This is a genomic window from Halomonas heilongjiangensis, from assembly GCF_002879645.1.
Taxonomy (GTDB): Bacteria; Pseudomonadota; Gammaproteobacteria; order Pseudomonadales; family Halomonadaceae; genus Halomonas; species Halomonas heilongjiangensis.
Window position 1 is genome coordinate 48,478 of record NZ_PNRE01000055.1, and the last position, 23,030, is coordinate 71,507.

Here is a 23,030-nt window from a genome sequence, read left to right on the forward strand (position 1 = left end):
CGGTGACGCTCGCTCGAGGGAGACATGCCCCGCGGGCGATCCCTCCATCGGCATGGGCCCTAAGTACCGGTCAGTCGCGACCATTGGCATATAGCGGTGCCTGCCCCGGTGCGCCTAGGCTTCTCCCATGTCCCCGTTTTTCCACTGCGGCTTCTGACCGCCGGGGATGAAGCCACCGAGAGGAGTTCCTGTCATGTCCCGATTCCCCCTCACCAGCACGCCGGCCCGGGCCGCCATGCTGGCACGGTGCATGTTCGGCAACGGCAGCGCCGCAGACGACGGCACCCGACGGGACGACCCCCGCCCCGGGTCCCCCGACCCGCAGACCGGTGGTGCCGATGCCATCGCCGGCATGACAGATCCTGCAGAGAACGAGGCGCTGGACGTCAGACCACCTTGTGCTCCAGGCTGCGCAACTTCCGGGTAATGCCTGCCACGTCACCGCCGCTCGCCAGCCGCTCATCCCACTGCAGCCGCGCGGGCTGGCCATCGAGGTACCAGATCCGATTGGCCAGCTCACCGGCATCGCGGATATCGTGGGTGACGCAGATCATCGCCATGCGCGGGCGCGCTTCCAGCAGCTCGCCGATGAGCCTGCGCAGGGACTGCGCCCGCTGGGGGTCGAGCGACGCGAAGGGTTCGTCGAGCAACAGCAAATCCGGCTTGACGGCCAGGCAGCGCGCCAGGGCCGCACGACGCGCCATGCCCAGCGACAGCTGATCCGGCAAGTGATTACCACACCCGGCGAGCCCCACCTGGGCCAACAGCGGCTCCACCTCATGCGGACGCACGCCCACCAGTCGCAGGTTCTGGCGCAGCGTGCGCCACGGCAGCAGGCGGTGCTCCTGGAAGAGGTAGCCGATCCGCAGGTTCGGGGCCCGCTGCACCGCGCCGGCAGGGACCGACTCATCCAGCCCGACGATGACATTGAGCAGGGTCGTCTTGCCGATGCCCGAGGGTCCCAGCAGGCAGATGCGATCGCCTTCGGCGATGTCGGTGACGATGGTGCCCAGCACTGAACGACACGAGGTGGGGGGCTCGATACGCAAATCAAGCATGGCGGCCTCCCGCCTGGCGCCAGTACGATGCCCGGCGCTCGAGGGGCTGCAGCACGGCCAGCTCGATCACCTGCACCACGGCGATGAACGCCAGGCTATAGGCCAGCAGGCTGGCGACGTCGAACACCTGAAACGCCATGTGCAGCTGGAAGCCGACACCGTCCGAGCGACCCAGCAGCTCCACCACCAGGACGATCTTCCAGATCAGCGCCAGTCCGCCCCGGGTCGCCGCCATCAGGTAGGGGAACAGCTGCGGGGTCCATACATGGGCCAGGCGCTGCCAGCGGGTGAAATGGTACACCGCGGCCATCTGCTCCAGCCGATGGTCCAGGCTGCGGGCGCCCTCGCGCACGGTCACGGCCACATTGGGGACCTTGTTGATCACCACCGCCAGCACCGCCGCCGTTTCCACCAGGCCCAGCCAGACATAGAGCAGGATGATGGTGACCAGGGCCGGCAGGTTGAGGAACAGCACCAGCAGCGGATCGAGCAGGGCATTGACCAGCGGTGCGCGTCCCATCCAGACGCCAAGCAGCGTGCCCAGCGCCATGGCCAGCGCGAAGCTGAGCAGGACCCGGCGCAGCGTCACCCCCAGGTGGTGCTGCAGCTCACCCGCCCGTACTTCTCCCCACAGGGTCTGGAGCACGGCCAGGGGGCCGGGCAGCAGAGGGGTATCCAGCAGCGCGGCCACCAGCCCCCAGATCAGCAGCGATGTCGGCAGGGCGATCCAGTGGATCCAGGGCGCGGCTTTCATGACCCTTCGACCTCCGCCCGATAGAACAGCCGAGCGGGCATCACCCGGTCCGGCGCGGCGCCGGTCAGCACGAGCAACCGCTGCAGGTCGGCGATGCGCCGGGCGTCCAGCGCTGCCGGGGTGCCGGCAATGAAGCCCTGGCGAAGCGCCTCGAAGTCGGCCTCGTTTTCCACCCGCATCAGCGGGCGGATGGCCGCCCAGTGTGACGGCTCCTCGGCCAATTGCTGCTTGGCCTCGACCAGCGAGCCGGCGAAGCGATCCAGCAGGTCGTGGTGCTCGCGCACCCACTCCTCGCGAAACACATAGCCCAGCACCGGCAGGTCACGGTCCAGCGACAGGGCATCCAGTAGCGCGGCCATCTGCCATGCCGTGCGGACGCCGCCCGCCGCCTTGAGCCTGGCGGCAAAATGCCAGTAGGTGACCAGCACGTCGATCCGCCCCCGCCGCAAGGCCTCGTCGAGCAACGGCGGGGCCGCATAGCTGACCTCGGCTTCCCGTTCCAGGTCCAGGCCCCGGTCGGCCGCCACCCTTTTCAACAACACCCAGCCCTTGCTGTCCGGTCCTCCGGCCACGCCGATTCGCCTGCCCCGCAAGTCGACGATGGAGTCGATCTCGGAATCCTCGGCCACCAGGATTTCGCCAATCGAGGAGGAAAACGGCAGATAGAGATAAGGCTCACCCTGCTCATACCGGGCCTGGGCCCACATCAGATCGACGACGGCGCCCTGCACGTCGCCGCTGGAAACGGCGATACGGGAGGCCGGCAAATGCGCCACCAGACGTACCTCAAGCTCGAAGCCCGCCTGCCGGTCCAAGCCGTGACGCCGGATATGATCCAGCTCCCAGTGAGCCGTGCCGAACTGCAGGACACTCAGCCTCAGCACCGGCACCTCGCCCGCCATGGCCAGGGGACTGGAGAGCACCATGCCGCCTGCCCCCACCCACAGGGCAACGAGGAATCGGCACCATGCAAACCAGCAAGCACGATGCCATGACGAGGGAGTGTGTCGGTTCATGTCCTGCACGATAACGAAGGGCATTCATACGCCAGAATAGTACTTTGGTGCCTCTTCACAGAGACAATGGTGGCATTCCCACCGGTGCACGACATGTCGTTCAATGAACGGCATCACAACAACGAATCGAGGCGCCCCCCATGCTGAACGCCCACGGGAGAGGTCGTGATGAATAACATGGCCCATACTTTCGACAACAACGACGACAATCAGGCCTCCGCCATGTACAAACTGCTGATCGCCGACGATCACCCGCTCTTCCGTGAGGCCATCGGCCGGGTCATTCGCGACGGCTTCACCGATACCGAGATCCTCGAGACCCAGGATCTCGAGTCGACCCTGGCGCTGACGCAGCAGCACGACGACCTCGACCTGATCCTGCTCGATCTCAACATGCCGGGCATGCACGGGCTGTCGGGGCTGATCCAGCTGCGCAACGAGGCGCCGACCATCCCGGTGGTGATCATTTCCGCCGAGGAGGAGAAACAGGTGATCCTGCAGGCGGTGACCTACGGCGCGGTGGGTTTCATCACCAAGTCGTCGCCCCGTGAGCAGATGACCCACGCCATCGCCCAGATCCTCGACGGCAACATCTACCTGCCGTCGGACATCATCCGCGCCAGCGGTAGTGCCCAGCGCCCTTCGCCTCGCGGCGAGCACACCATCACCACTCAGCAACTCGAGACCCTGACCCGCAAGCAGCTGCAGGTCCTCGAGCACATGACCCGCGGCGAGTCGAACAAGATGATCGCCTATCACCTCGATATCGCCGAGACCACGGTCAAGGCCCATGTCTCGGCGATCCTGCGCAAGCTCGGAGTCCACAACCGGGTCCAGGCGATCCTCTCGGCCAGCGATATCGACTTCAGCGCCTATCTCCGCAAGCACTGAGCGCCTACCCCGAGAGGCGCCCGGTGACCAGCCGTGACAGTGCCATGCGCAGCTTGAGCGGCTTGACCGGCTTGTGCAGCAGCGAATAGCCCAGCTCGCGCATGCGCTGCCTGAGCTCAACGCTGTGATTGGCGGTAATCGCCATCACCGGCAACGGCCCCTGCCGCCGGGCATTGATGCGCTCGGCGAGCGCCAGCCCGGTATCGCCCCGGTCGAGATGATAGTCGACGATCAGCACATCGACGGGGGCCGTGGCCACCGCCACCTGGGCGGCCAGTGACGCTTCGCTGTCGGCCACCACGACCCGGCACCCCCAGCGCGTCAACAGCACGCGCATGGCCTCGCAGATATCGGCATCGTTGTCGACCACCCAGATCCGCCGTCCCTCCAGCACGTTCTCACCCATCGCCGCCGTCGGCGCCTGGGAAAGCTGGCTGCGCGGCGCCAGCTCGCCGTAGGGCAAGCGCACGCTGAACAGCGAACCACGCCCGGCGACCGAGGTCACCGCGAGCGGATGCTCGAGCATGCGCGAGATCTTGTCGGCGATCGCCAGGCCCAGCCCCAGGCCGCGATCCTGGCGCCGGCCGGCGGCGTGGGAACGGCGAAACTCCTGGAAGATCACCCCCAGTTCCTCGGTGGCGATCCCCATGCCGGTATCGCCGACCATGATTTCCAGGCCGTCGGCACGTCGCCGGCAACCCAGCAGGATACGCCCCTCGCCGGTATAGCGAATGGCATTGGTGAGGAAGTTGCGCACCACCCGGGTCAGCAACTGGGCGTCGCTGCGTACCACCGCGCTGCTGGGGACGTAGTCGAACCCCAACCCCTCGCTGGCCGCGACCTGGCGGTACTCGCGGGCCAGCCCATCGAGCAGTTCGGCCACCGGGAAGGCATCGACGTCCGGGGTCACCACCCCGGCATCGAGCTTGGAGATGTCGACCAGGGTGCCGAGCAGGGTCTCGACATCCTTCAGCGAGCGGCCGATCTGCTCGATCAGTTCCTGCCCCCCCGGGGCCACGTCCTGCTCGCCCAGGGCGCCGGTAAACAGCCGCGCGGCGTTGAGCGGCTGCAGCAGATCGTGACTGACCGCGGCCAGGAACTTGGTCTTCGACAGGTTGGCCGCCTCGGCCTCGGCCTTGGCCTCGCGCAGGCGCTGTTCCGCGGCGGCACGCTCGGCGATCTCCTCGCGTAACTGGCCGTTGACCTGGGTCAGCTCGGCGGTGCGCTCGCGCACCCGTTGCTCGAGGTTCTGGTAGGCCTGGTGCAGCGCCTCGGCGGTACGCCGGCGCTCGGTGATATCGCGGATCAGCACGAACAGGCCGATCACCTCGCCCTCGCCGTCGTAGTGCGGCACATAGGCGCGCAGCAGCACCCGGTGTTCGCCACTGGCGCTCTGCTCCGGGAACTCGAAGGAGACGCTCTCCCCGGCCAGGGCCCGGGTCAGATAGGGGCGCAACCGGGCACAATGCTCCTGACTGTGCAGGGCCTCCATCTCGCCGCCCAGCAGCAGGTCGCGGGGCCAGCCGTACCACTCCTCATAGACGCGGTTGGTGAACACATAGCGCAGGTCGTGGTCGAGGTAGGCGATCATCGCCGGCAGTTCGTCGGTGATGGTGCGGATCCAGTGTTCGCGTTCACGCAGGGTCTCGGCGTGACGGATACGCTCGGTGACATCGGTATAGGTCAACACCTGGCCGCCGCCGGGCATGGCGTGGCCGCGCACCTCCACCACCCGGCCGTCCTCGAGCCGGCGCTCGCAGGCCGCGGTCACCCCCTCGGCGTCCGCGGCGTCGACCAGTCGGCTGGAGTGACACAGCGCGGCGAACGGATGCGGCACCTCGAGCGACTCGAGCCCGGTCAGGTCACGAAAGCGCTGGTTGCACATCTCCAGCATGCCGCTGGCGGTGACCACCGCCACCCCCTGGGAGAGGCTGTCCACGGTGGCCTGCAGCAAGCGCGTCTTCTGCGCCAGGGCGTGTTCGCGCTGGGCGTGTTCGTGACGCTTGAGCTCGGTGATGTCGACGTAGAGGATCACGCGGCCACCGCCGCGGGTGGGCCGCTGATGTACCTGGACCCAGCGGTCGTCGTGCAGTTGATAGACGGTACGCCGGTCGCGATGCCCCATTTGCTCGCTGATCACCAGCCCCGAGCTCAGCGCCAGCCGGCGCAGCTCCTCCAGGCGCATGCCCTGGCGGATGCGGATGCCCGCCGGGCGCCAGAACTCGGCGAAACGGCTGTTGAAGCGCTGGATGCACTGGTCGGCATCGAACAGCACGAAGGCGTCGGTGATGCTCTCGATGGCATCGACCAGGTGCTGGCCGGCGGTTTCCGCCCGCTCGCGGGCTTCCGCCAGCAGGCGGTTGCTGGCCCGCAACTCGTGGGTGGTCTGGTTCAGAGCCTGGGTGCGTTCACGCACCTGCTCGGCGAGCAGCACCGAGTGTTCGAAGGCGGCATAGGGGGCGCTGCGCGGCAGGTTGCTGGCCTCGACGCGCTCGATCAGGGCGGCGTTGATGCGCTTGAGCTTGGCGATCTCGTGCTCGAGCTCCCGCTCGCGCTCGCCGCCGTCAGCCTCCGAGGCGTGACTGGCCAATGACGACTCCGGTGAAGGTCTGGTTGAGGTGCATGCCATTGCACTGCTCTCCATAGGTGTTGAAGCCCACCACGCGATAGTCGCGCAGCAGTGCCGAGGCAGCCTCGCTCTTGCCGTCCGACTCGATCTCCAGGCGACGCAGGAAACAGTCGCAGCCGATCACCAGCCGGGGCGGACCCAGCCGCGCCACGATGCCGTCGAGGACCTCCCGCAGGTCATCGAGAATCGGCGCGGCGCGCATGGCGGTCAACACGATGCCGTTCTCCACCGCGCAGTAGAAGCTCAGGCTGAGGTCCTCGTTGACCCTCTGGATCGAGCGTACATAGGCCTGATCGTGCAGGCGCACCGCCAGCGGATGACGGGCGAAGGTCTCCTCGTCGAGCTCCTCGACCCGACACCCCACCAGCCGCGCGTACTCCTCGGCGGCGGGCTCGGCATTGAGCTCGATGACCCGGCGGTTCTCGCGATCGGCCGCGGTGACCACCAGCTTGTCGGCGAGCGGCCGCAGGTGATGGGTGGTGAAGACCTCGAAGTCGAGCGCGGTATTGAGCATCACCACCACCGCGGCGCCGGTGCGGAAGCGGCCGTCGCCGTAGACATGGGTGCCGGCCAGGCGATTGTCGTCGCCGGCGCTGCCACCGAAGTGAGGGATGCTGCCGAGCGCCGCATTGAGCGTCGCCAGCACTCGCTCCTCACTGGCCGACAGGCCGTCGAGCAGCGTCAGGGCGAAGGTATGGCCCTTGATCGGGGCGATACCCACCTGCCGGCACTGATCGAGCAGGCGGTCGGTCAGCTGCTGGGCAGCCAGCAGCGAAAAGTCGTCGAGGTCGTCTATCACCGCGTAGTCGAGTGCGAAGTCGCGATGATCGAACCCGATGGCGGTGATGCCGCCACGGCAATAGCCCTCATCGGTGATCTCGCCGGCGGTGGTGCAGCCACACAGCCTCACGCCACCGAAGTGCTGCTCCAGCGCCTGCCCCAAGGCCGCGAGGTCGTACTCCGCCGAGCAGAAGAACAGCACGCCCCCCAGCCAGGGGTGCAACAGGCTGCGCGCCAGGTCCTGGGCGGCCATGTCCGGGTCCCGGGACCGCGACTGGGCGATCAGCACGGCATCCTGGCGAGCGGTAGTGTCGGCAGTCGGCGTCGGAAGGTCGATGTCCATGAGCGGGTCTCGGCGAACAAGGGCGGGGTGTCTCGCAGTATAGGAAGCCGCCCTCTCGCTGGATATGCCACTTGGGTGCCGTCCCTGGCCCCCAGTGCCACTACCAAGGTAGTAGACGCCTCACCAGGACATGGCAACGCCCAACGCCAGGGTGTCGGTCTGCTCGATCCAGTTCGAGTACATAGCTATCCATACTGAAGACCGTTAGCTACCCCTGATGCATGAGGCGGGTTGACCCTCGTCATGCATTCTCAGCTCCATGGCCAAACGCTTCGCGTTGCAGGAGGGCAGACTCCCGGCGGTCACGATGAACTACCCGTTCTTCTTTGCGCTCCGTGTAGTCCTTCTATTCATGCCCTCATTCGGCGACGTTGGGAGTGCTCGGGCGCACGATTCTCGGCATCATTGCCAGCACCGGAAAATGACGCTGGCGTTGACGCCACCGAAGCCGAAGCCATTGGATATGGCGTGTTCCATCGACAGTCGACGTGCTGTACCCCGCACCAAATCGAGCCCTTCGGCGGCAGGATCCGGGTTCTCCAGGTTGAGTGTGGGTGGCGCAATCTGGTCACGCAGCGCCAGGATCGTCAGAATGGCCTCCAAGCCCCCGGCCGCCCCGAGCAAATGACCGGTCGCCGATTTGGTCGCGCTCACTGCCACCCCGCCACCGAACACGGCCTTGATCGCCGCGAGTTCGCTCCTGTCGCCTAACGGCGTGGAGGTGGCGTGGGCGTTGAGGTGCTGGACATCCGCGGGATGCAGTCTGGCCTGCGCCAGCGCGTTTGACATGGCTCGCTGGGCGCCACTGCCGTCGTCCGGACCCGACGTTATGTGGTAAGCATCGGCCGTCGTGCCGTAGCCCACGATTTCGGCGATTGGCCTAGCGCCACGGGCAAGCGCATGTTCGAGTTCCTCGATGACCAGCAGGCCCGCGCCCTCGCCCATGACGAACCCGTCCCGGGCGCTGTCGAAAGGGCGCGAGGCCCGCGCCGGCGTGTCGTTGAACGCGGTGGAGAGGGCGCGAGCGGCGGCAAAGCCGCCCAGGCTCACTTCATTGATACAGGCCTCGGCACCGCCGCAGATCGCGACGTCCGCTTCGTCGGCTCGAATCAGCCGCGCTGCGTCGCCAATCGCCTGCACGCCGGCGGCACACGCGGTGACCGGTGCCCCGATCGGCCCCTGGTAGCCATAGCGAATCGAGACGTGACCGGCGGCCAGATTGACCAGAAAGGAGGGCACGGTGAAGGGAGAGAGGCGGCGGGCGCCCCGGGTGTCGGTGGTGCGGACTGCCTCTGCAATGGCCGGAAAGCCACCTACCCCGGAGGCGATCACCGTGGCGGTGCGGGCTTGCTCGTGCGCCCGCTGCGGACGCCAGCCCGCCTGGGCGACCGCCTCGTCCGCCGCGGCCAGCGCAAGCAGCATGAAGCGGTCCATCTTGCGCTGCTCTTTAGGCGGGGCAACGCCGTCGACATCGAACCCGGCCGCCGGGTCTTCCGCGCGATCCGGGACTACCCCGGCGATCTTGACCGCCAGGTCACGTACCATGGTCTCGGGCAAGTACCCGATGCCGGACTCTCCGTTCAAGAGCCGGGCCCAAGTGGCCTCTACGCCTGCGGCCAAAGGGGAAACCAGCCCCAGGCCGGTCACAACAACTCGACGCATATTCGATTCCTCATTTGCCATTCGTGATGCCCAGAGCGCCCGTCCCCGGACGATGTGCTTAGACCGCAACGGGCTCCGTTCGCCCTCCGGAAACGGCGTCTCCCTTCGCCGCCGGCTTGATCCTGAACCAGATGGCGTGGTTTATGGACTTGAATCGGAGTCACGAGCTTTGGGGATAGCTGCGGAGAAGGTGTTGACGGGGAAACACAGGGCTGCGGTCAAAAGCGCCAAACTCATATGGCACAGGTAGACCGCATTGAAATCTGCACGCTGCAAACCGGCACCGCCCAACAGCAGTACGGTAAGGGCGACCCCCATGACCGAGCCGATTTGCCGTATCGCCTGGTTGATGGCACCGCCTACGGCGTAATGGTCTGAGGGCAAGTGGCTGACAGCAGCTCCCGACAGTGAAGGCAACACCATGCCCACGCCAATGCCACTGAACAGCATGCCCGGTAACCAGTGTGTCAGATACGCGGGCTCACTGCCCGGCACCAGCAAAAACCACAGTGCGCTGGCCGCGTAGATCAGGCACCCCCCGACCAGCAGCGGGCGGTGACCATACCGACTCGCCAATCGACCTGACAAAGCAGCCACAGGAACCACCAGCAGCGGCCCGGGCGCCATCGCCAGGCCAGCCAGTGGCAGCGAGTAGTGCCAGATCGAATTCATGTAGAAAAAGAAAGCGAAAAACATCATCGAGAACGCGATGCCGAAGCTCAGCGTTGCAAGGTTGACGTAGCGGTATGTGGCGTTGCGAAACAGGCTCAAGTCCACCAATGGCATGGTGGCAACCCGAGCCCAGGCAACAAATCCGATGATGCTCGCCAACCCGATGCCCGCAGCGCCAAGCAGCTCATGGCGTGACCAGTCAGGCGACTCCGCTTGCACGATGGACAGCGCCAAGGCGCCGATGCCGACGATCAGCAAGCCCATCCCCACCAGGTCCAGCGGGCGCCCCCGGGCTGGCTGCTTCGCTTCCGTCAGCAGCGTTGCGCCGCGCCATATGGCAAGAATGCCCAACGGCACATTCAGGTAGAACGCCCACTGCCACCCGAGCGATGCGATCACGAATGCCCCTAGGCTGGGGCCGACCGCCGCCGCCAGACCACCGACCGCGCCCCATAGACTGACAGCCACGGCACGTTTGTTTGTCGGGAACGCCGCCAGCACGAGCGAGAGCGATGCGGGCGTCAGCAATGCCGCCCCCATGGCCTGCAGGGCTCTTGCCGCGACCAGCCACTCCACGCTGGTTGCCAAGCCACAGGCGACAGAAGCCGCCAGAAACAGCGCAACGCCAACGAGAAACACCTTCTTGCGCCCATGCTTGTCTGCCAACCCGCCGGATGGGATCAGCATCGCGGCATAGACCACGGTGTAGGCATTGAGTACCCACGAAAGGTCTGCCGCAGTGGCCTGCGGAAAACCTGCCCGCAAGGCGCTGAAGGCTGCGAACAGCATGGTGCCGTCCATGGAGACAAGAAACACCGCCACGCTGGCCACCCAGAACACCGGCCATGGTGAGGCGGCGCTGGGGGGCAGGCTTGGCAACGCCTGCGCCATGGTGGCAGGCGAGGACATGATGGTCTGGCTGTCCGGGTCGGTCATGGGGTTCTTCCGGTCGTTTGGTGCGCCTGAACCCACAGAGCCAAGCTCTGTGAGCACTTGCAGCTGCTAGACGGTTGGGATCGATTCAGGCGATCCCAAACGTTTTTCTGAGGCCTTTCTCGACCGGGCCAGCGGGCATGAAGCGGCGTAATTTCCTCAGAAGAGAAGCCTCGCCTTTGGGCGTGTGCCGCATTTTCCATGCACCCAACGCGGCATCGACAATCGTGGTGGCGACCCCATCGGGCTCGGGCGCTTTTTGGACATTGTTTTGGATGGCTTGGGAAACGACGCCTAGCTCCTTGCTGTAGTCAGGGATTCTGGAAGCTGTTTGGGGCGCATTGAGATCCAGGTTGGTCTTGGTGAAGGAGGGTTCGACAAGCGCCACGCGGATGCCGAAGTTGCGCACCTCGTGATCCAGGGTCTCGGATAGCCCTTCGACGGCATGCTTGGATGCCGAATAGAGTCCCATGTACGGCGCAGGCAGAAAGCCCAGCACCGAGCTGAGGTTGACGATGCGACCAGAACGCTGCTCGCGCATGTGTGGCAGCACCGCCTTGGTCGTGCGCAAGAGGCCGAAGAGGTTGGTGTCGAACAGCGTCTGGGCTTCGGCAATCGACGTCTCCTCCGTTGCGCCGAGCAGGGTCACGCCAGCGCTGTTGACGAGCACGTCGATGCGCTTGGCCTGAGCGATGACGGTCTGGATTCCATGTTGAACTGACGCTTCGTCACGAATATCCATCTCGACCAGCTCGACTCCCGGTATTGGCTGTGCCTTTGCCGTGTTGCGCACGGTGCCGAACACCCGGCAACCCTGCTCGACGAACTTCACCGCGGCGGCACGTCCGATGCCCGATGACACGCCGGTAACGATGACAACTTTGGAATTCGACATGGTAGTTCCTCTTTATAGGGAGGCTTGGGATGAAGGCGCCCAGCTTTGCGACGGGGCCGGCTTGATCCTGAACCAGATGGCGTACATTGCCGGCAGGAACACCAGGGTCAGCACCGTCCCGGCGAAGGTGCCGCCGATCAGGGTGTAGGCCAGCGTTCCCCAGAACACCGACTGGGTGAGCGGGATGAAGGCCAGGATGGCGGCGAGCGCGGTCAGGATGACCGGGCGGGCGCGCTGCACGGTGGCCTCGACCACGGCGTCGAAGGGCGCGAGTCCTGCCTTCTTGTTGTCGTGAATCTGGCCGATCAGGATGAGGGTGTTGCGCATCAGGATGCCGGCCAGCGCAATCAGGCCAACGAGGGCGTTGATGCCGAACGGCTGCTGGAACACCAGCAGGGTGGGCACGACCCCGATGAGGCCCAGTGGCGCGGTGGCGAAGACCATCGTCATGGCGGAGATCGAGCGGACCTGGAAGATGATCGTGATCAGCGTCAGGGCGATCATGATGGGGAAGATCGGCGCCATGGCGCGATTCGCCTTGCCGGATTCCTCGATGGAACCGCCTTGCTCGATCCGGTAGCCGGTCGGCAGTTCGGCGATGATCGGCTGCAGTTCCTTCCACACGGCGGTGGACACGTCCGGCGGCTGCAGGCCCTCGGCGATATCGCCGCGCACAGTGATCGTCGGCATGCGATCGCGGCGGCGCAGGATCGGGTCTTCCATGTGGACGTCCACCGTCCCGATCTGCGACAGCGGAATCCGCTGACCGGCCGCGCCAACCAGGGTGAAATCATCGATCTTGCTCGGATCGAGCCGCGAGTCTCCGGCAGAGCGGGCTACGACCTCCACCGACCGGATGTCTTCGCGCACCTCGGTAATGGGGACGCCGCTCAACAGGAACTGCAGCTGTTGGGCCACGTCGCTCGAGGTCAGGCCGAGGCTCTGCAGCCGGTCCTGATCGAGCGAGAAACGCAGCGTGGGCACGCGCTCGCCCCAGTCGGTATTGACCGTCCGCATCTGGGAAGAGGCCTGCATCACGGCACGCACCTGCGCCGCGATGTCACGCAGCGTGTCGGGGGCGGGCCCCATCACGCGGAAGGCCACGGGGAACGGCGAGGGGGGGCCGAACACCAACTGGGTCACCCGTACGCGCGCCTCCGGCGCCAGGCCGTTGGCCACCGCCTGTCGCAGCCTGAGCTTGAGTGCCTCACGCGCCGCCTGGTCGTCCGTCAGGACGACGATCTTGGCGAACGAGGGATCGGGCAGCTCCGGCGCCATGGCGAGGTAGAAGCGCGGCGCCCCCTGGCCGACGTAGGCGGTCACGATCGTCGCTTCCGGCTGCTCGGCCAGCCAGGCCTCGACCTTGGCGGTCACCGCACTCGTCTGCTCGATCGCGGTGCCATACGGCATCTGCACTTCGACCAGCACCTCGGGCCGATCGGAAGTCGGAAAGAACTGCTTGTTGACCACGCCCATGCCCAGGACCGCGACGACGAAGGCACCGATCACGCCCGCCGCAACCAGCCATTTGCGCCGGATCACCGAACCCAGCAACCGGCGGAAGCTGTTGTAGCGTGGCGTATCGTAGATCGCCTCATGCCCGCCCTCACGTTTCTCGAAGTTCGGGAGCAGCTTCACCCCCAGGTAGGGCGTGAACACGACCGCCACGATCCACGACGCGATCAACGCCATGCCGACGATCCAGAACATATTGCCGGCGTACTCGCCGGCGGTGGACCTGGCGAAGCCGTTCGGCATGAAGCCGATCGCCGTCACCAGGGTCCCGGAGAGCATGGGCGCGGCGGTATGGCTCCAGGCATAGGCCGCGGCGCGGGTGCGGTCGTAGCCTTCCTCCATCTTCACCACCATCATCTCGATGGCGATGATGGCATCGTCGACCAAAAGCCCCAGCGCCAGGATCAGCGAGCCCAGCGTGATCCGGTCGAAGTCCTTGCCGGTGGCCGCCATGACGATGAAGACCGCGGCCAGGGTCAGGGGCACCGCTGCCGAGACCACGATGCCGGCGCGCCAGCCCATGCTGAGGAAGCCCACCAGCATCACCACGCCGAGGGCGGCGAAGAACTTGAGCATGAACTCGTCAACGGCCGAACTGATATTGACCGACTGGTCTGTGACCTTGGACAGGCTCATGCCCAGCGGCATCTCGGCGTTGATCGCCGCTGCCTCCGCCTCCAGTGCCTCGCCGAGCTCAAGGCCGTTCCAGCCCTCGCGCATGACTACGCCGAGCAGCAAGGTCGGTTCGCCGTCGTTGCGGATGAGGAAGGTGGCTGGATCCTCGTAGCCCCGCTTCACCTCGGCGATGTCGCCGAGCTTCAGCGTACGGCCTTGCGCGGTGACCGGGGTATTACGGATCGCTTCGAGGTCGTCGATCGCCCCGTCCAGCCGGATGAAGACCTGCGGACCGTGGGCTTCGATCGAGCCGGCGGGCGTCATCACGTTGCGCCCGTTCAGTGCCGCGAAGAGGGCTTGAGGGGAGACGCCTAGAGTCGCGAGGCGGTCATGGGAGAATTCGACGAAGATCCGTTCGGCCTGCTCGCCGATGATGTTCACCTTCTTGACGCCCGGCACGTGAAGCAGGCGCTGGCGCAGGCTCTCTGCCTCACGGATGAGATGTCGATGAGGCTCGCCCGTGGCCTTCAACGCGTAGAGCGCAAAGGTCACATCGGCGTATTCGTCGTTCACCATCGGGCCGATGACGCCACGCGGCAGGCTGCCGGCCTCGTCGCCGAGTTTCTTGCGCGCCTGGTAGAACTGCTCGGGGACCTCGGCAGGCGGCGTGCTGTCGAGCAGGTACACCGTGGTGAAGGCTAGGCCCGGTCGCGTAAAGGTCTCGGTCCGGTCATACCAGCGCAGTTCCTGCATGCGCTTTTCCAGCGGCTCGGCGACCAGTTCCTCCATCTCCTGGGCCGTGGCCCCGGGCCAGGCCGTGACCACGGTCATCTGCTTGATGGTAAAGGCGGGGTCCTCTGCCCGGCCCAGCGTCAGGAAGGCCACGATGCCGGCGATGAAGATCGCCACCATAAGAAACAGGGTGACCGAGCGCTCGCGTACCGCGAGGGCAGAGAGATTGAAGCCGCTCATCGCTGCTCTCCGCCGTTAACGGCCAAGCCTGGTGCAACCTCGCTCTCGGCGAATCGCACCTGCTCGCCCTCGTGCAGCAGATGCGCGCCGAGCGCCACGACGCGATCGCCCGCTTCGAGGTCGCCGACGATCGACGCCGCTTCGTCGCTGAGGCTGGCCACTTGCACGGCACGCCAGGTGGCCCGAGGCCCTGGCTCGCTTCCCTCTCCTTCGACCAGCCATACGCCGGGCCCCCGACCCGGATCGAAGATCGCGCCGATCGGTACCTGCAGTGCCGAGTCGGTCCGACGGTCAGAAATATGAATGGAAACGGTCGAGCCCAGTGGCGCATCCGCCAGTCCATCCTCCAGCACGTAGCGGGCCTCGAAGGTTCGCGTCTGAGGGTTGGCGGCATCCGACAACTGGCGAAGCGTCGCAGCGCCCGTGAGTCCATTGCCATACAAGGTCGCACGGCCGGTGGAGCCGAGCGTCGGGCGCAGGGTCTCGGGCAACGCGACGATCGCCTCGCGGTGTCCGGCATGCGCCACACGTACGACCACCTGGCCGGCCGCGACGACCTGGCCCGGCTCCGCCAGGGTTTCCACCACCACGCCGTCCGCGTCGGCGAGCAGGACCGCATAGTTCGCTTCGTTGCGAGCAACATTGGCCCGGGCCTCGGCTGCATTGAGTTCCGCCCGTGCCGACTCGGCGGCCGCCCTGGCGTTGTCGTAGGCCGATGCCGACACTGCGCCCCGGGAAACGAGAGCGCGGTAGCGCGCCTCGTCATCCGCGGTCTGGCGTGCACGCGCCCTGGCGGCGGCCACGGCCTCCTCAAAGGCGCGCGTGGCGAGCTGCAGGTCCGTGGGATCGATGCGCATGAGCGGCTGGCCGCGTTCGACGGTCTGCCCGGTATCGACCAAGCGCTCGAGGATCTTGCCGGGTACGCGGAAGCCGAGGTCGCTTTGCACTCGCGCCGCAATGACGCCGGTGAACGAACGCTCCGCCTGGGCGGAGGGCGCCACCTCCGCTACTCGCACCAGGGGAGTCTGCGTCCGCGGATCGATTGAAGAGGTGGCATCGCTGCACGCTGCCAAGGCAAGCGGCAGCAGAGCGATGACGGTAAGGAATGGGACATCACGGCGCTTGAGCATGGAGATCTCCGGGAAGACGGATATCTCACAGCTTATGACGAGTGACCAAATTTGTAAATAGTCACTCGCAGGGTTCGCCAGGGAACTAAGGAGCCAGGCTGCGCAGCACTAAATTCGACAGCTGCACCGGCGCCTCCTCGACGAGATCGAGGTTGTACTGGAGCAGGAGTGGATTCACATAGGGCTGCATGACCAGAAAGATCGAATGCACCGTCTCGTCCAGCGGCGTCTTGCGCTCGAACTCACCGCTCTCGCGCCCCTCGCGGACGATCTCCATCAGGATCTGCTCGATGCGCCGCACATAGGCGCGGGCAGACGGCCAGCCCTCACCGGCGGAGTGCGCGGCGATGTCGTACAGCTTGCGATCATTGAAGAACAGATTCGAGCCGGTCGCCACTAACGCCTTGAACATTCTGCGGAATTTTTCCGTTGCCGTGGGCGCGTCGGCCACGGCCTCTTCGACCGCGACGATGATGGCGCTCAAGGTCCTGGAGCAGATGGCCTCGCCGATGGCCTGCTTGGAATCGAAGAACTTGTAGATGTAAGCCTTGGAAAAACCAATTGATTTGGCCAGGTCGGAGACCGTGGTCTTGTCGTAACCGTAGTGGCTGAAGTGCTCTTCGGCGGCCTCCACGATCTGCTCGCGAACATTGTGATCGGCAGGGCCGCGCGATTGGGGGGCGGAAGACGCGTTTTCACTCATGAGACACCACACCTCGATATTTCGGGTTTGACAACTAGTGACTATATTGGACTATAGTCACTTCGGCAATTCCACTCAGGAGACGCTCATGCTTGCCCGCCCTCGCTCTCTCGCCCTTCTGTTGAGTGCCAGTGTATTGTCGGGCTGCGCGGTCGGCCCGGACTACCGGCCGCCCGAAACTGCCCTGTCGGCTCGCTTCCTCGGGCAGGAGAGCGTCGAGCAGCGGGAAGTCCAGAGCCAGGCGGATCTCCAGGTCTGGTGGGCCGCCTTCGACGATCCCTTGCTGGTGCGCTTCGTCAGCCTCGCCCTCGAGCAGAACCTGGACATCGCGCAAGCAGCGGCCCGTGTCGCCCAATCGCGTGCCTCGCTGCGCCAGGCCGATGCCGCACTGCTGCCATCGGCCAGCGTGAACGCTCACGGTGCGGAAGTATACCAGTCGATCGAGACCCCGCTGGGGCAGGTGCTGTCTGCCACGCCCGATTTCGATCGCAGCGGCAGTGCCTACGAGGCCAACCTCGAGGCGGGCTGGGAGGTCGATATGTTTGGCGGCCTGCGGCGAGGACGGGAAGCCGCGCGCGCGGAGTACGCGGCATCCGAAGCCGGCGCCGTCGCGACACGGCTGGCCGTGGCCGCGCACACGGCGGATGTCTACGTCACGATCCGAGGCCTGCAGGAGCACCTCGCGATCGTCAGGCAACAGGCCGAGACCCGTCGCCAACTACTCGACACGATCAGGTTCCAGTACGAGCAGGGGATCGCGGCCGAGCTGCAGATGCATCAGGCCGAGGGTTCGCTCGCTCAAGTCGAGGCGCAGATTCCCGTCCTGGAAACGGGGCTCGACGCGGCGATGAACGCGCTGGACGTGCTGCTCGGCGCGCAGCCTGGGACCTACCGCGCCGACTTGAGCCCGGCGGAGCCGATCCCGGTCGCACCGGGGCTGGCCGAGACCGGCACCCCGGCCGAGATGATTCGGCGCCGGCCGGATCTCATCGTGGCCGAGCGGCGCCTCGCTGCAGCGAACGCACGCATCGGCGTGGCGATGTCGGAGTACTATCCCAAGCTCTCGCTCGGCGCCCTGCTGGGCAGCGTCACCACGATCTCGAGCGGCAACCTCTTCTCTGGCGATGCCAGCCAGGCCCAGGGCGTCCTCGGGCTGCGCTGGCGCCTGTTCGACTTCGGTCGCGTCGAGGCGCAGATCGCCGCCGCGCGTGGCCAGGAGGCCGAGGCGCTCGCGGCCTACCGGCTGGCCGTGCTGCGGGCGGCCGAGGAGGTAGAGAACGCCTTTTCCGCCCTCGTCCAACGCGAGGCCCAGGTCGGCATCTTGGCGCAGGGGGAGGCGTCGCTCGCCAGTGCCCGCGAGAATTCGCTTGCCGCCTACGAAGGCGGCATCGTCAGCCTGATCGAGGTGCTCAATGCCGACGGCAACCTGCTGCAGGTGCGCGACGCGAAGGCCCAGGCGCAAACCGAAGCGGCGCGCGCCGCCATTGCCTCCTTCCGGGCTTTGGGAGGCGGGTGGGATGCGCGGCCTGCAAGCAGCGACCGCCTCTACGGTGACCTCTCCACTACCGACTACAGGTAAGCGAAATGACCACGACCGAAGTGATGAGCTCCGAAGAAACGCTGGCTCGCTGGCAGACCGAGGAAGCGGCCGTGCGTGCCCGTCTCCAGACCGTTCCCGGCGTGGCGTCGCCTGCCCAGGTCGCCGGACGCAGCGGATTGCAGATATTCCAGGCGCTCCTCGCCGGCGAGCTGCCGCCCCCACCAATGGCCGTCACGCTCGACTTCGCACCGGTTCTCATCGAGCCTGGATATGCGGTATTCCAAGGACACCCGGGCTCCAAGTACTACAACCCGATGGGCACGGTGCACGGCGGCTGGTTTGCGACCATGCTCGACACGGCGATGGGATGCGCCGTGCATTCCACGCTGCCGGCGAGCAAGGCCTACACGACCCTGGAATTGAAGCTCAATCTCGTCCGCGCACTCACCGACGCGGTGCCGCTGGTACGCGCGGAAGGCCGACTAGTCCACGGCGGCCGCCAGGTGGCGACGGCGGAAGGCCGGCTCTTCGGACCGGACGGCAAGCTCTACGCCCACGCGAGCACAACGTGCCTGGTCTTCGACCAGGTTTCGTAGAAGATGGGACTGGCGGTGGTGCTAATGGCATAGCCCTGTGGTACCGCCACCTGGCACCACGGCTGCCCCTCTTCATGCGTTCTGAAGTGGTCCAATTGGAGCGGACACCCCGTTCAACCAGCTGAATAATTCGACATCCCCCAGCGCCGCCTCCCAGGTCAGTTCGGACTCGAAGCGTGGCGCCTTCTCGTAGCGCCGTTCCAGCGTATCGCTGACCTGCCCGTAACCGGACAGCAGCTGGTCGAGGAAGATGTTGGAGCGCGCGAACAGGCCGAAGTCCTTGCCCACCAGCACCTCCCCCCAGTCACCGCCGATGGTGCCATGGAACTGACGCACGTCGATGCCGGTCTCGGTGCCGTTGTCGTCGCTGTCGTTGATGGTCATCCAGAACGACGACCGCGCCCCCAGCTCCAGGCTGCCGACGTGGCGCGAGGCATTGAAGCCGATCCAGTTGGGTAGGAAGCCCATCTTGACCCGCGATTGACGGCGGTCGCCGGCGGGGTCGGCCGAATCGACCTCGGTGTTGACGTAGAAGGCGTTGATATAGCCATCGGCGCTGAAGGTGGTGTCATCGCGATCGTAGAGGACGATATCCGCCTGGGCGGCATAGCTGGTGGCGACCAGCAGGGTCGCGAGGCTGAACCCCAGGGGGGTGATAGGACGCATACGATGGTTCTCCCTTGCCCGTTGACGGGCCGCCGGATGCGGCCCCGGGAAGGGAGTATCGAGAGCGGCGCGACCCGCCACCATGCTGCCGTGGGGCGACTCCTCTGCTGCCTTGGTGCCAGGCCTGCCGGTCCCGTCGGGAGCCAGCGGTGGGGGCCCGTACCGAGGTCGCCGCACGGGCCATGCCCCCTGCGTCGCCCTCCTCAAGAGCCCCCCGCACCATGCCAAGGGAGGAGGCAGCGTCGTGGTCGCGCGGGACGCCTCAGTGCGCCTGAGCCAGCAATTGACTGAGCACGGCACGCAGCTTGCCGGGCTTGAGCGGCTTGTTGAGCACCGGCAGGTTCGCCGCCCGCAGGCGTTGAATCCAGTGATCGCTGCGATCGGCGGTAATGATCACCGCCGGCAGTAGCGGACACTGCCAATGATCGCGCAGTCGCTGGATCAGGACATCGCCGGTGAGACCGTCGTCGAGATGCAGGTCCACCAGCAACACGTCCGGAGGGGGCGACACCCGCGCCTCTCCGGCGTCGAAGGCCAGGTCACAGTGCATGCCCCACCCCTCGAGCAGGCCCTGCATGCTGGACAGGATGCTGGGCTCGTTGTCCACCACCAGCGCCCGGCCGCCGGCCAGGTCGTGCCCCATCGCCACGGACGCCGCCGGCGGATGGCGCGGTCCGGCCGCTGCCCCCAGCGGCACCCCGACCGCGAAGCAGGAGCCCTGCCCCGGCCAGGAGCGCACCTCGATCTGGTGCCCCAGGCGGGTCACGATGCGCTCGACGATCGCCAGCCCCAACCCCACGCCCTGGCGGTCGCGGGCGCGGGATGTCCCGAGCTGGTGGAACTCGCGAAAGATCGCCCGGCGCTGATCCGCGGGGATGCCGGGGCCGCTGTCCCACACCTCGATCCACAGCGTATCGCCACGCCGGCGGGTACCCAGCAGCACCCCGCCACGCCGGGTATAACGGCAGGCATTGGAGAGAAAGTTGCGCAGTACCCGCCCGAGCAGGCGGAAGTCGCTGACCACCCAGGCCTCGGCGACGCGATGACGAAACGTCAGCCCCCGGCTGCCGGCCAGCGAGACGAATTCCGCCTCCAGGCTCGCGATCAGCTCACGCAGCGCGAAGGTCTCGGGCTGTGGCTGGATACGATCGTGATCGAGCCGCGCGATGTCGAGCAGGTCGGTGAGCAGGTCCTCGGCGCCCTCCAGCGACAGGTGGATGCGTTCGGAAAGATCGCGCACCTCGCCGTCCAGGGGCCGCTCGAGCAGGGTCGCCACCAGCAGCCGTGCCGCGTTCATCGGCTGCAGCAGGTCGTGGCTGGCGGCCGCCAGGTAGCGATCCTTGCTGCGATTGGCCTGCTCGGCGGCGTCGCGCGCCTCACGCAACTCGGCCTCCATGCGTCGCCGCTCGGCGATCTCCTGGCGCAGCTCGGCATTGACCCGCTCCAGGGCCTCGGTGCGTTCCTGCACCCGGCCCTCGAGCTGCTCGTTGAGTTGCATCAGCCGCTGGCGGGCCTGTTCACGCTCGGTGATATCGGCCACGAAGGCCTCGACCAGGGGCTCGTCGTCCGACGACGGTTTCTGCACCAGGGTCATGGCCACCGGCACGTCGCGGCCGCGCTGTCCGCGCAGCCGGGTGGTATAGCCGACGACCCGCCCCTCGGCGACGACCCGACGCTGCAGCTCGGCGGCATCCTCCGGGTCGACGAACAGCGCCGCCAGGGTGGTACAGCGCGCCTGGGTGGCGTCGACCGAGTCGTCGCCCAGCATGCGAGCCAGCGCCGGGTTGGCGGCGCGCACCCCCCCGGCCAGCGAGGCCTGGAAGATGCCGTGCAGGGCGTTCTCGAACAACCACTTGTAGCGGTTCCGCTCGGCCTCGAGCTCGGCCATGCGGGCGGTCAATTCAGGATAGTAGCTCTTGCGCGCCGACTGGCTGCCCAGGCCGATGAGGTCGCTGACCGAGAGGCCACCGGGGTCGGAGGGTTTCTTCATCGGTCTTCCTACAGCGCTTCTTCGTAGACCACGGCGACGTCGCGCTCACAGGAGCGGCGCGGGTTGGTCAGGATGCAGGGATCCTCCATGGCGTGTTCGGTGAGGAACGGTACATCGCCGATCCGCACCCCGGCGCTACCCAGGGTGCCGTTGAGGCCGACCGCTCGCTTAAGGGCGACCAGGTGGTCGATGAGCCGCTGCCTGACCTGCCGTGGACCGAGCCCGCGGCAGTCGATGCCCAGGGTCTCGGCCACCCGCGTGAAGCGCTCCGGCGCGGCCTCGAAATTGAAGGCCACCACATGCTCTAGCAGCATCGAGTTGCACAGGCCATGGGGCAGGTCGAGGAAACCGCCGAGGCTGTGCGACATGGCGTGCACCGCGCCGAGGATGGCGTTGGAGAAGGCCAGGCCGGCCTGCATGCTGCCCAGCATCACCTGGGCGCGCAGCTCGCCGTCCTGGGGGTTGGCGACCAGTGCCTCGAGATGGCCGTTGATCAGGCGCATGGCCTCCAGGGCGTGGCTGTCGGTGAGCGGGCCGCTGCCGGTGGAGACGAACGCCTCGATGGCGTGGACCAGCGCATCGACCCCGGTGCAGGCGGTGAGGAACGGATCCATGGTCAGGGTGACCTGGGGGTCGATCAGCGAGACATCGGGGACCACCGCCTTGCTGACGATGGAGAATTTCATGCGCCGCAGCGGGTCGGAGATGATCGCGAACTGCGAGACGTCGGCCGAGGTCCCGGCGGTGGAGGGAATGAAGATCAGCGGCGGGATCGGCACGCGGATGGTGTCGACGCCCTCGAAGTCGAGGATATGGCCATCGTGGGCGGCCACGATGCCGATCCCCTTGGCGCAGTCCATGGGGCTGCCGCCGCCCACCGCGACGATGGCGCTGCAGCCGTGGTCGCGGTAGACCCGGGCCCCGGCCATGACCTCCTCGGCGCGGGGATTGGGCGACACCTGCAGGAAGCGCTGGCAGGGAATCCCGGCAGCGGCCAGGTCGGCCTCGACCTCGTCGACCCAGCCAGCGGCCAGTACCCCGAGATCGGAGACCAGCAGGATCTTGTCGGCGCCGAATGTCTGGGCGTAGTTGGCCACCGCATGACGGGAGCCATCGCCGAAGATGATCTCCGGGGCCACGAACTTGCGCAGTTGGGCGATGCTATGCGACATGGCGCTGTCCCGCCTCTCGATATTGTTATCGACAAGAGACTACGCGATCCCTCGGCGTGCCGCCCTACATCCATCGTCTCACCCCCCGCCCCTCTCAGCCACGGCAGAAGACCCGTGACTCCCGGGCATTGCGGGACACCAGCTCGCCGAGGCCCCGGGCGTCCCCGTCGGCCTCCGCGCGGGCGGCCTCGATCAGGTGGTGATCCGGCGACAGGTCGCAGACCGGGTCGGTGGCGGTGGGGTCGCCGGTGAGCAGGTAGGCCTGGCAGCGGCAGCCGCCGTGGTCCTGATGGCGTTCGTCGCAGTCGCGGCAGGGAGCCGGCATCCAGGCATCGCCACGGAAGCGGTTGAAGGCGGCGCTCTGGTACCAGATCGTCTCCAGCGAATGCTCGTGGACACGGGGAAACCGCATCGGCAGGTCGCGAGCGCTATTGCAGGGCAGTACCGTGCCGTCGGGAGCCACGGTCATGAAGATCGACCCCCAGCCCCCCATGCACG

Annotated in this window: 19 protein-coding genes; 4 read left to right on the forward strand and 15 right to left on the reverse strand. The window is 66.6% G+C overall.

Going from position 1 to position 23,030, the window contains the following annotated elements; all coding sequences use genetic code 11:
* The first annotated feature begins 193 nt into the window (after positions 1-193).
* Complete coding sequence (locus C1H66_RS22640) at positions 194-427, forward strand: hypothetical protein (RefSeq protein WP_146010726.1); 234 nt, start codon at positions 194-196, stop codon at positions 425-427.
* Here C1H66_RS22640 and C1H66_RS12840 read toward each other — a convergent pair.
* From C1H66_RS12840 to C1H66_RS12850, 3 genes are read right to left on the reverse strand one after another with little or no spacing between them, the layout of a single operon-like run.
* Positions 387-1,058: an ABC transporter ATP-binding protein gene (locus C1H66_RS12840; protein ID WP_102628280.1), complete on the reverse strand. Its 672-nt coding sequence runs from the start codon at positions 1,056-1,058 to the stop codon at positions 387-389. The genes C1H66_RS22640 and C1H66_RS12840 overlap by 41 nt on opposite strands.
* Positions 1,051-1,812 (reverse strand): ABC transporter permease, encoded by a 762-nt coding sequence (locus C1H66_RS12845; RefSeq protein ID WP_102628281.1) that lies wholly within the window; start codon positions 1,810-1,812, stop codon positions 1,051-1,053. Before C1H66_RS12845 ends, C1H66_RS12840 begins: the two co-directional genes overlap by 8 nt.
* Positions 1,809-2,738, reverse strand: coding sequence for an ABC transporter substrate-binding protein (locus C1H66_RS12850; protein ID WP_102628282.1), 930 nt, complete (start codon positions 2,736-2,738; stop codon positions 1,809-1,811). The genes C1H66_RS12845 and C1H66_RS12850 overlap by 4 nt, the downstream gene beginning before the upstream one ends.
* 312 nt (positions 2,739-3,050) lie before the next feature.
* Between C1H66_RS12850 and C1H66_RS12855 the strand changes: the two genes are divergently transcribed.
* Positions 3,051-3,719: a response regulator gene (locus tag C1H66_RS12855; RefSeq protein ID WP_102628302.1), complete on the forward strand. Its 669-nt coding sequence runs from the start codon at positions 3,051-3,053 to the stop codon at positions 3,717-3,719.
* Between the two features lie 4 nt (positions 3,720-3,723).
* Here the strand turns inward: C1H66_RS12855 and C1H66_RS12860 are convergent, their stop codons facing one another.
* From C1H66_RS12860 to C1H66_RS12895, 8 genes are all read right to left on the reverse strand, one after another.
* On the reverse strand, positions 3,724-6,309 hold the full coding sequence (locus tag C1H66_RS12860) for a hybrid sensor histidine kinase/response regulator (protein ID WP_240618301.1): 2,586 nt from the start codon (positions 6,307-6,309) through the stop codon (positions 3,724-3,726).
* Positions 6,284-7,471 (reverse strand): nitric oxide-sensing protein NosP, encoded by a 1,188-nt coding sequence (nosP, locus tag C1H66_RS12865; protein WP_102628284.1) that lies wholly within the window; start codon positions 7,469-7,471, stop codon positions 6,284-6,286. Before nosP ends, C1H66_RS12860 begins: the two co-directional genes overlap by 26 nt.
* Positions 7,472-7,873: 402 nt before the next feature.
* A complete protein-coding gene (gene fabF, locus C1H66_RS12870) occupies positions 7,874-9,154 on the reverse strand; it encodes a beta-ketoacyl-ACP synthase II (RefSeq protein ID WP_240618302.1) in 1,281 nt (426 codons plus the stop codon).
* A gap of 120 nt (positions 9,155-9,274) precedes the next feature.
* Positions 9,275-10,741, reverse strand: a complete 1,467-nt coding sequence (locus tag C1H66_RS12875; protein WP_102628286.1) for a DHA2 family efflux MFS transporter permease subunit — start codon at positions 10,739-10,741, stop codon at positions 9,275-9,277.
* A gap of 85 nt (positions 10,742-10,826) precedes the next feature.
* Positions 10,827-11,633, reverse strand: a complete 807-nt coding sequence (locus tag C1H66_RS12880) for an oxidoreductase (protein WP_102628287.1) — start codon at positions 11,631-11,633, stop codon at positions 10,827-10,829.
* Between the two features lie 12 nt (positions 11,634-11,645).
* A complete protein-coding gene (locus tag C1H66_RS12885) occupies positions 11,646-14,735 on the reverse strand; it encodes an efflux RND transporter permease subunit (RefSeq protein ID WP_102628288.1) in 3,090 nt (1,029 codons plus the stop codon).
* Positions 14,732-15,865, reverse strand: a complete 1,134-nt coding sequence (locus C1H66_RS12890) for an efflux RND transporter periplasmic adaptor subunit (protein ID WP_102628289.1) — start codon at positions 15,863-15,865, stop codon at positions 14,732-14,734. Before C1H66_RS12890 ends, C1H66_RS12885 begins: the two co-directional genes overlap by 4 nt.
* 85 nt (positions 15,866-15,950) lie before the next feature.
* On the reverse strand, positions 15,951-16,568 hold the full coding sequence (locus C1H66_RS12895; RefSeq protein ID WP_102628290.1) for a TetR/AcrR family transcriptional regulator: 618 nt from the start codon (positions 16,566-16,568) through the stop codon (positions 15,951-15,953).
* Between the two features lie 88 nt (positions 16,569-16,656).
* Between C1H66_RS12895 and C1H66_RS12900 the strand changes: the two genes are divergently transcribed.
* Positions 16,657-18,147 (forward strand): efflux transporter outer membrane subunit, encoded by a 1,491-nt coding sequence (locus C1H66_RS12900; RefSeq protein ID WP_102628291.1) that lies wholly within the window; start codon positions 16,657-16,659, stop codon positions 18,145-18,147.
* Between the two features lie 5 nt (positions 18,148-18,152).
* Entirely contained in the window at positions 18,153-18,704 is a 552-nt protein-coding gene (locus tag C1H66_RS12905; protein ID WP_102628292.1) for a PaaI family thioesterase, read from the forward strand.
* Positions 18,705-18,776: 72 nt separating this feature from the next.
* Here C1H66_RS12905 and C1H66_RS12910 read toward each other — a convergent pair whose 3' ends face one another.
* The 4 genes from C1H66_RS12910 to C1H66_RS12925 all read right to left on the reverse strand — a co-directional run.
* Complete coding sequence (locus C1H66_RS12910; protein WP_102628293.1) at positions 18,777-19,370, reverse strand: porin; 594 nt, start codon at positions 19,368-19,370, stop codon at positions 18,777-18,779.
* Positions 19,371-19,632: 262 nt separating this feature from the next.
* A complete protein-coding gene (locus tag C1H66_RS12915) occupies positions 19,633-21,360 on the reverse strand; it encodes a PAS domain-containing hybrid sensor histidine kinase/response regulator (protein WP_102628294.1) in 1,728 nt (575 codons plus the stop codon).
* An 8-nt stretch (positions 21,361-21,368) separates the two neighbouring features.
* Positions 21,369-22,532 carry an alcohol dehydrogenase-like regulatory protein ErcA gene (gene ercA, locus C1H66_RS12920; protein WP_102628295.1) on the reverse strand — a complete coding sequence of 388 codons (1,164 nt, stop codon included), beginning with the start codon at positions 22,530-22,532 and terminating at the stop codon, positions 21,369-21,371.
* A gap of 94 nt (positions 22,533-22,626) precedes the next feature.
* Positions 22,627-23,030 (reverse strand): SPASM domain-containing protein (locus C1H66_RS12925; protein ID WP_146010727.1); only part of this gene is annotated, 404 nt, incomplete at its 5' end.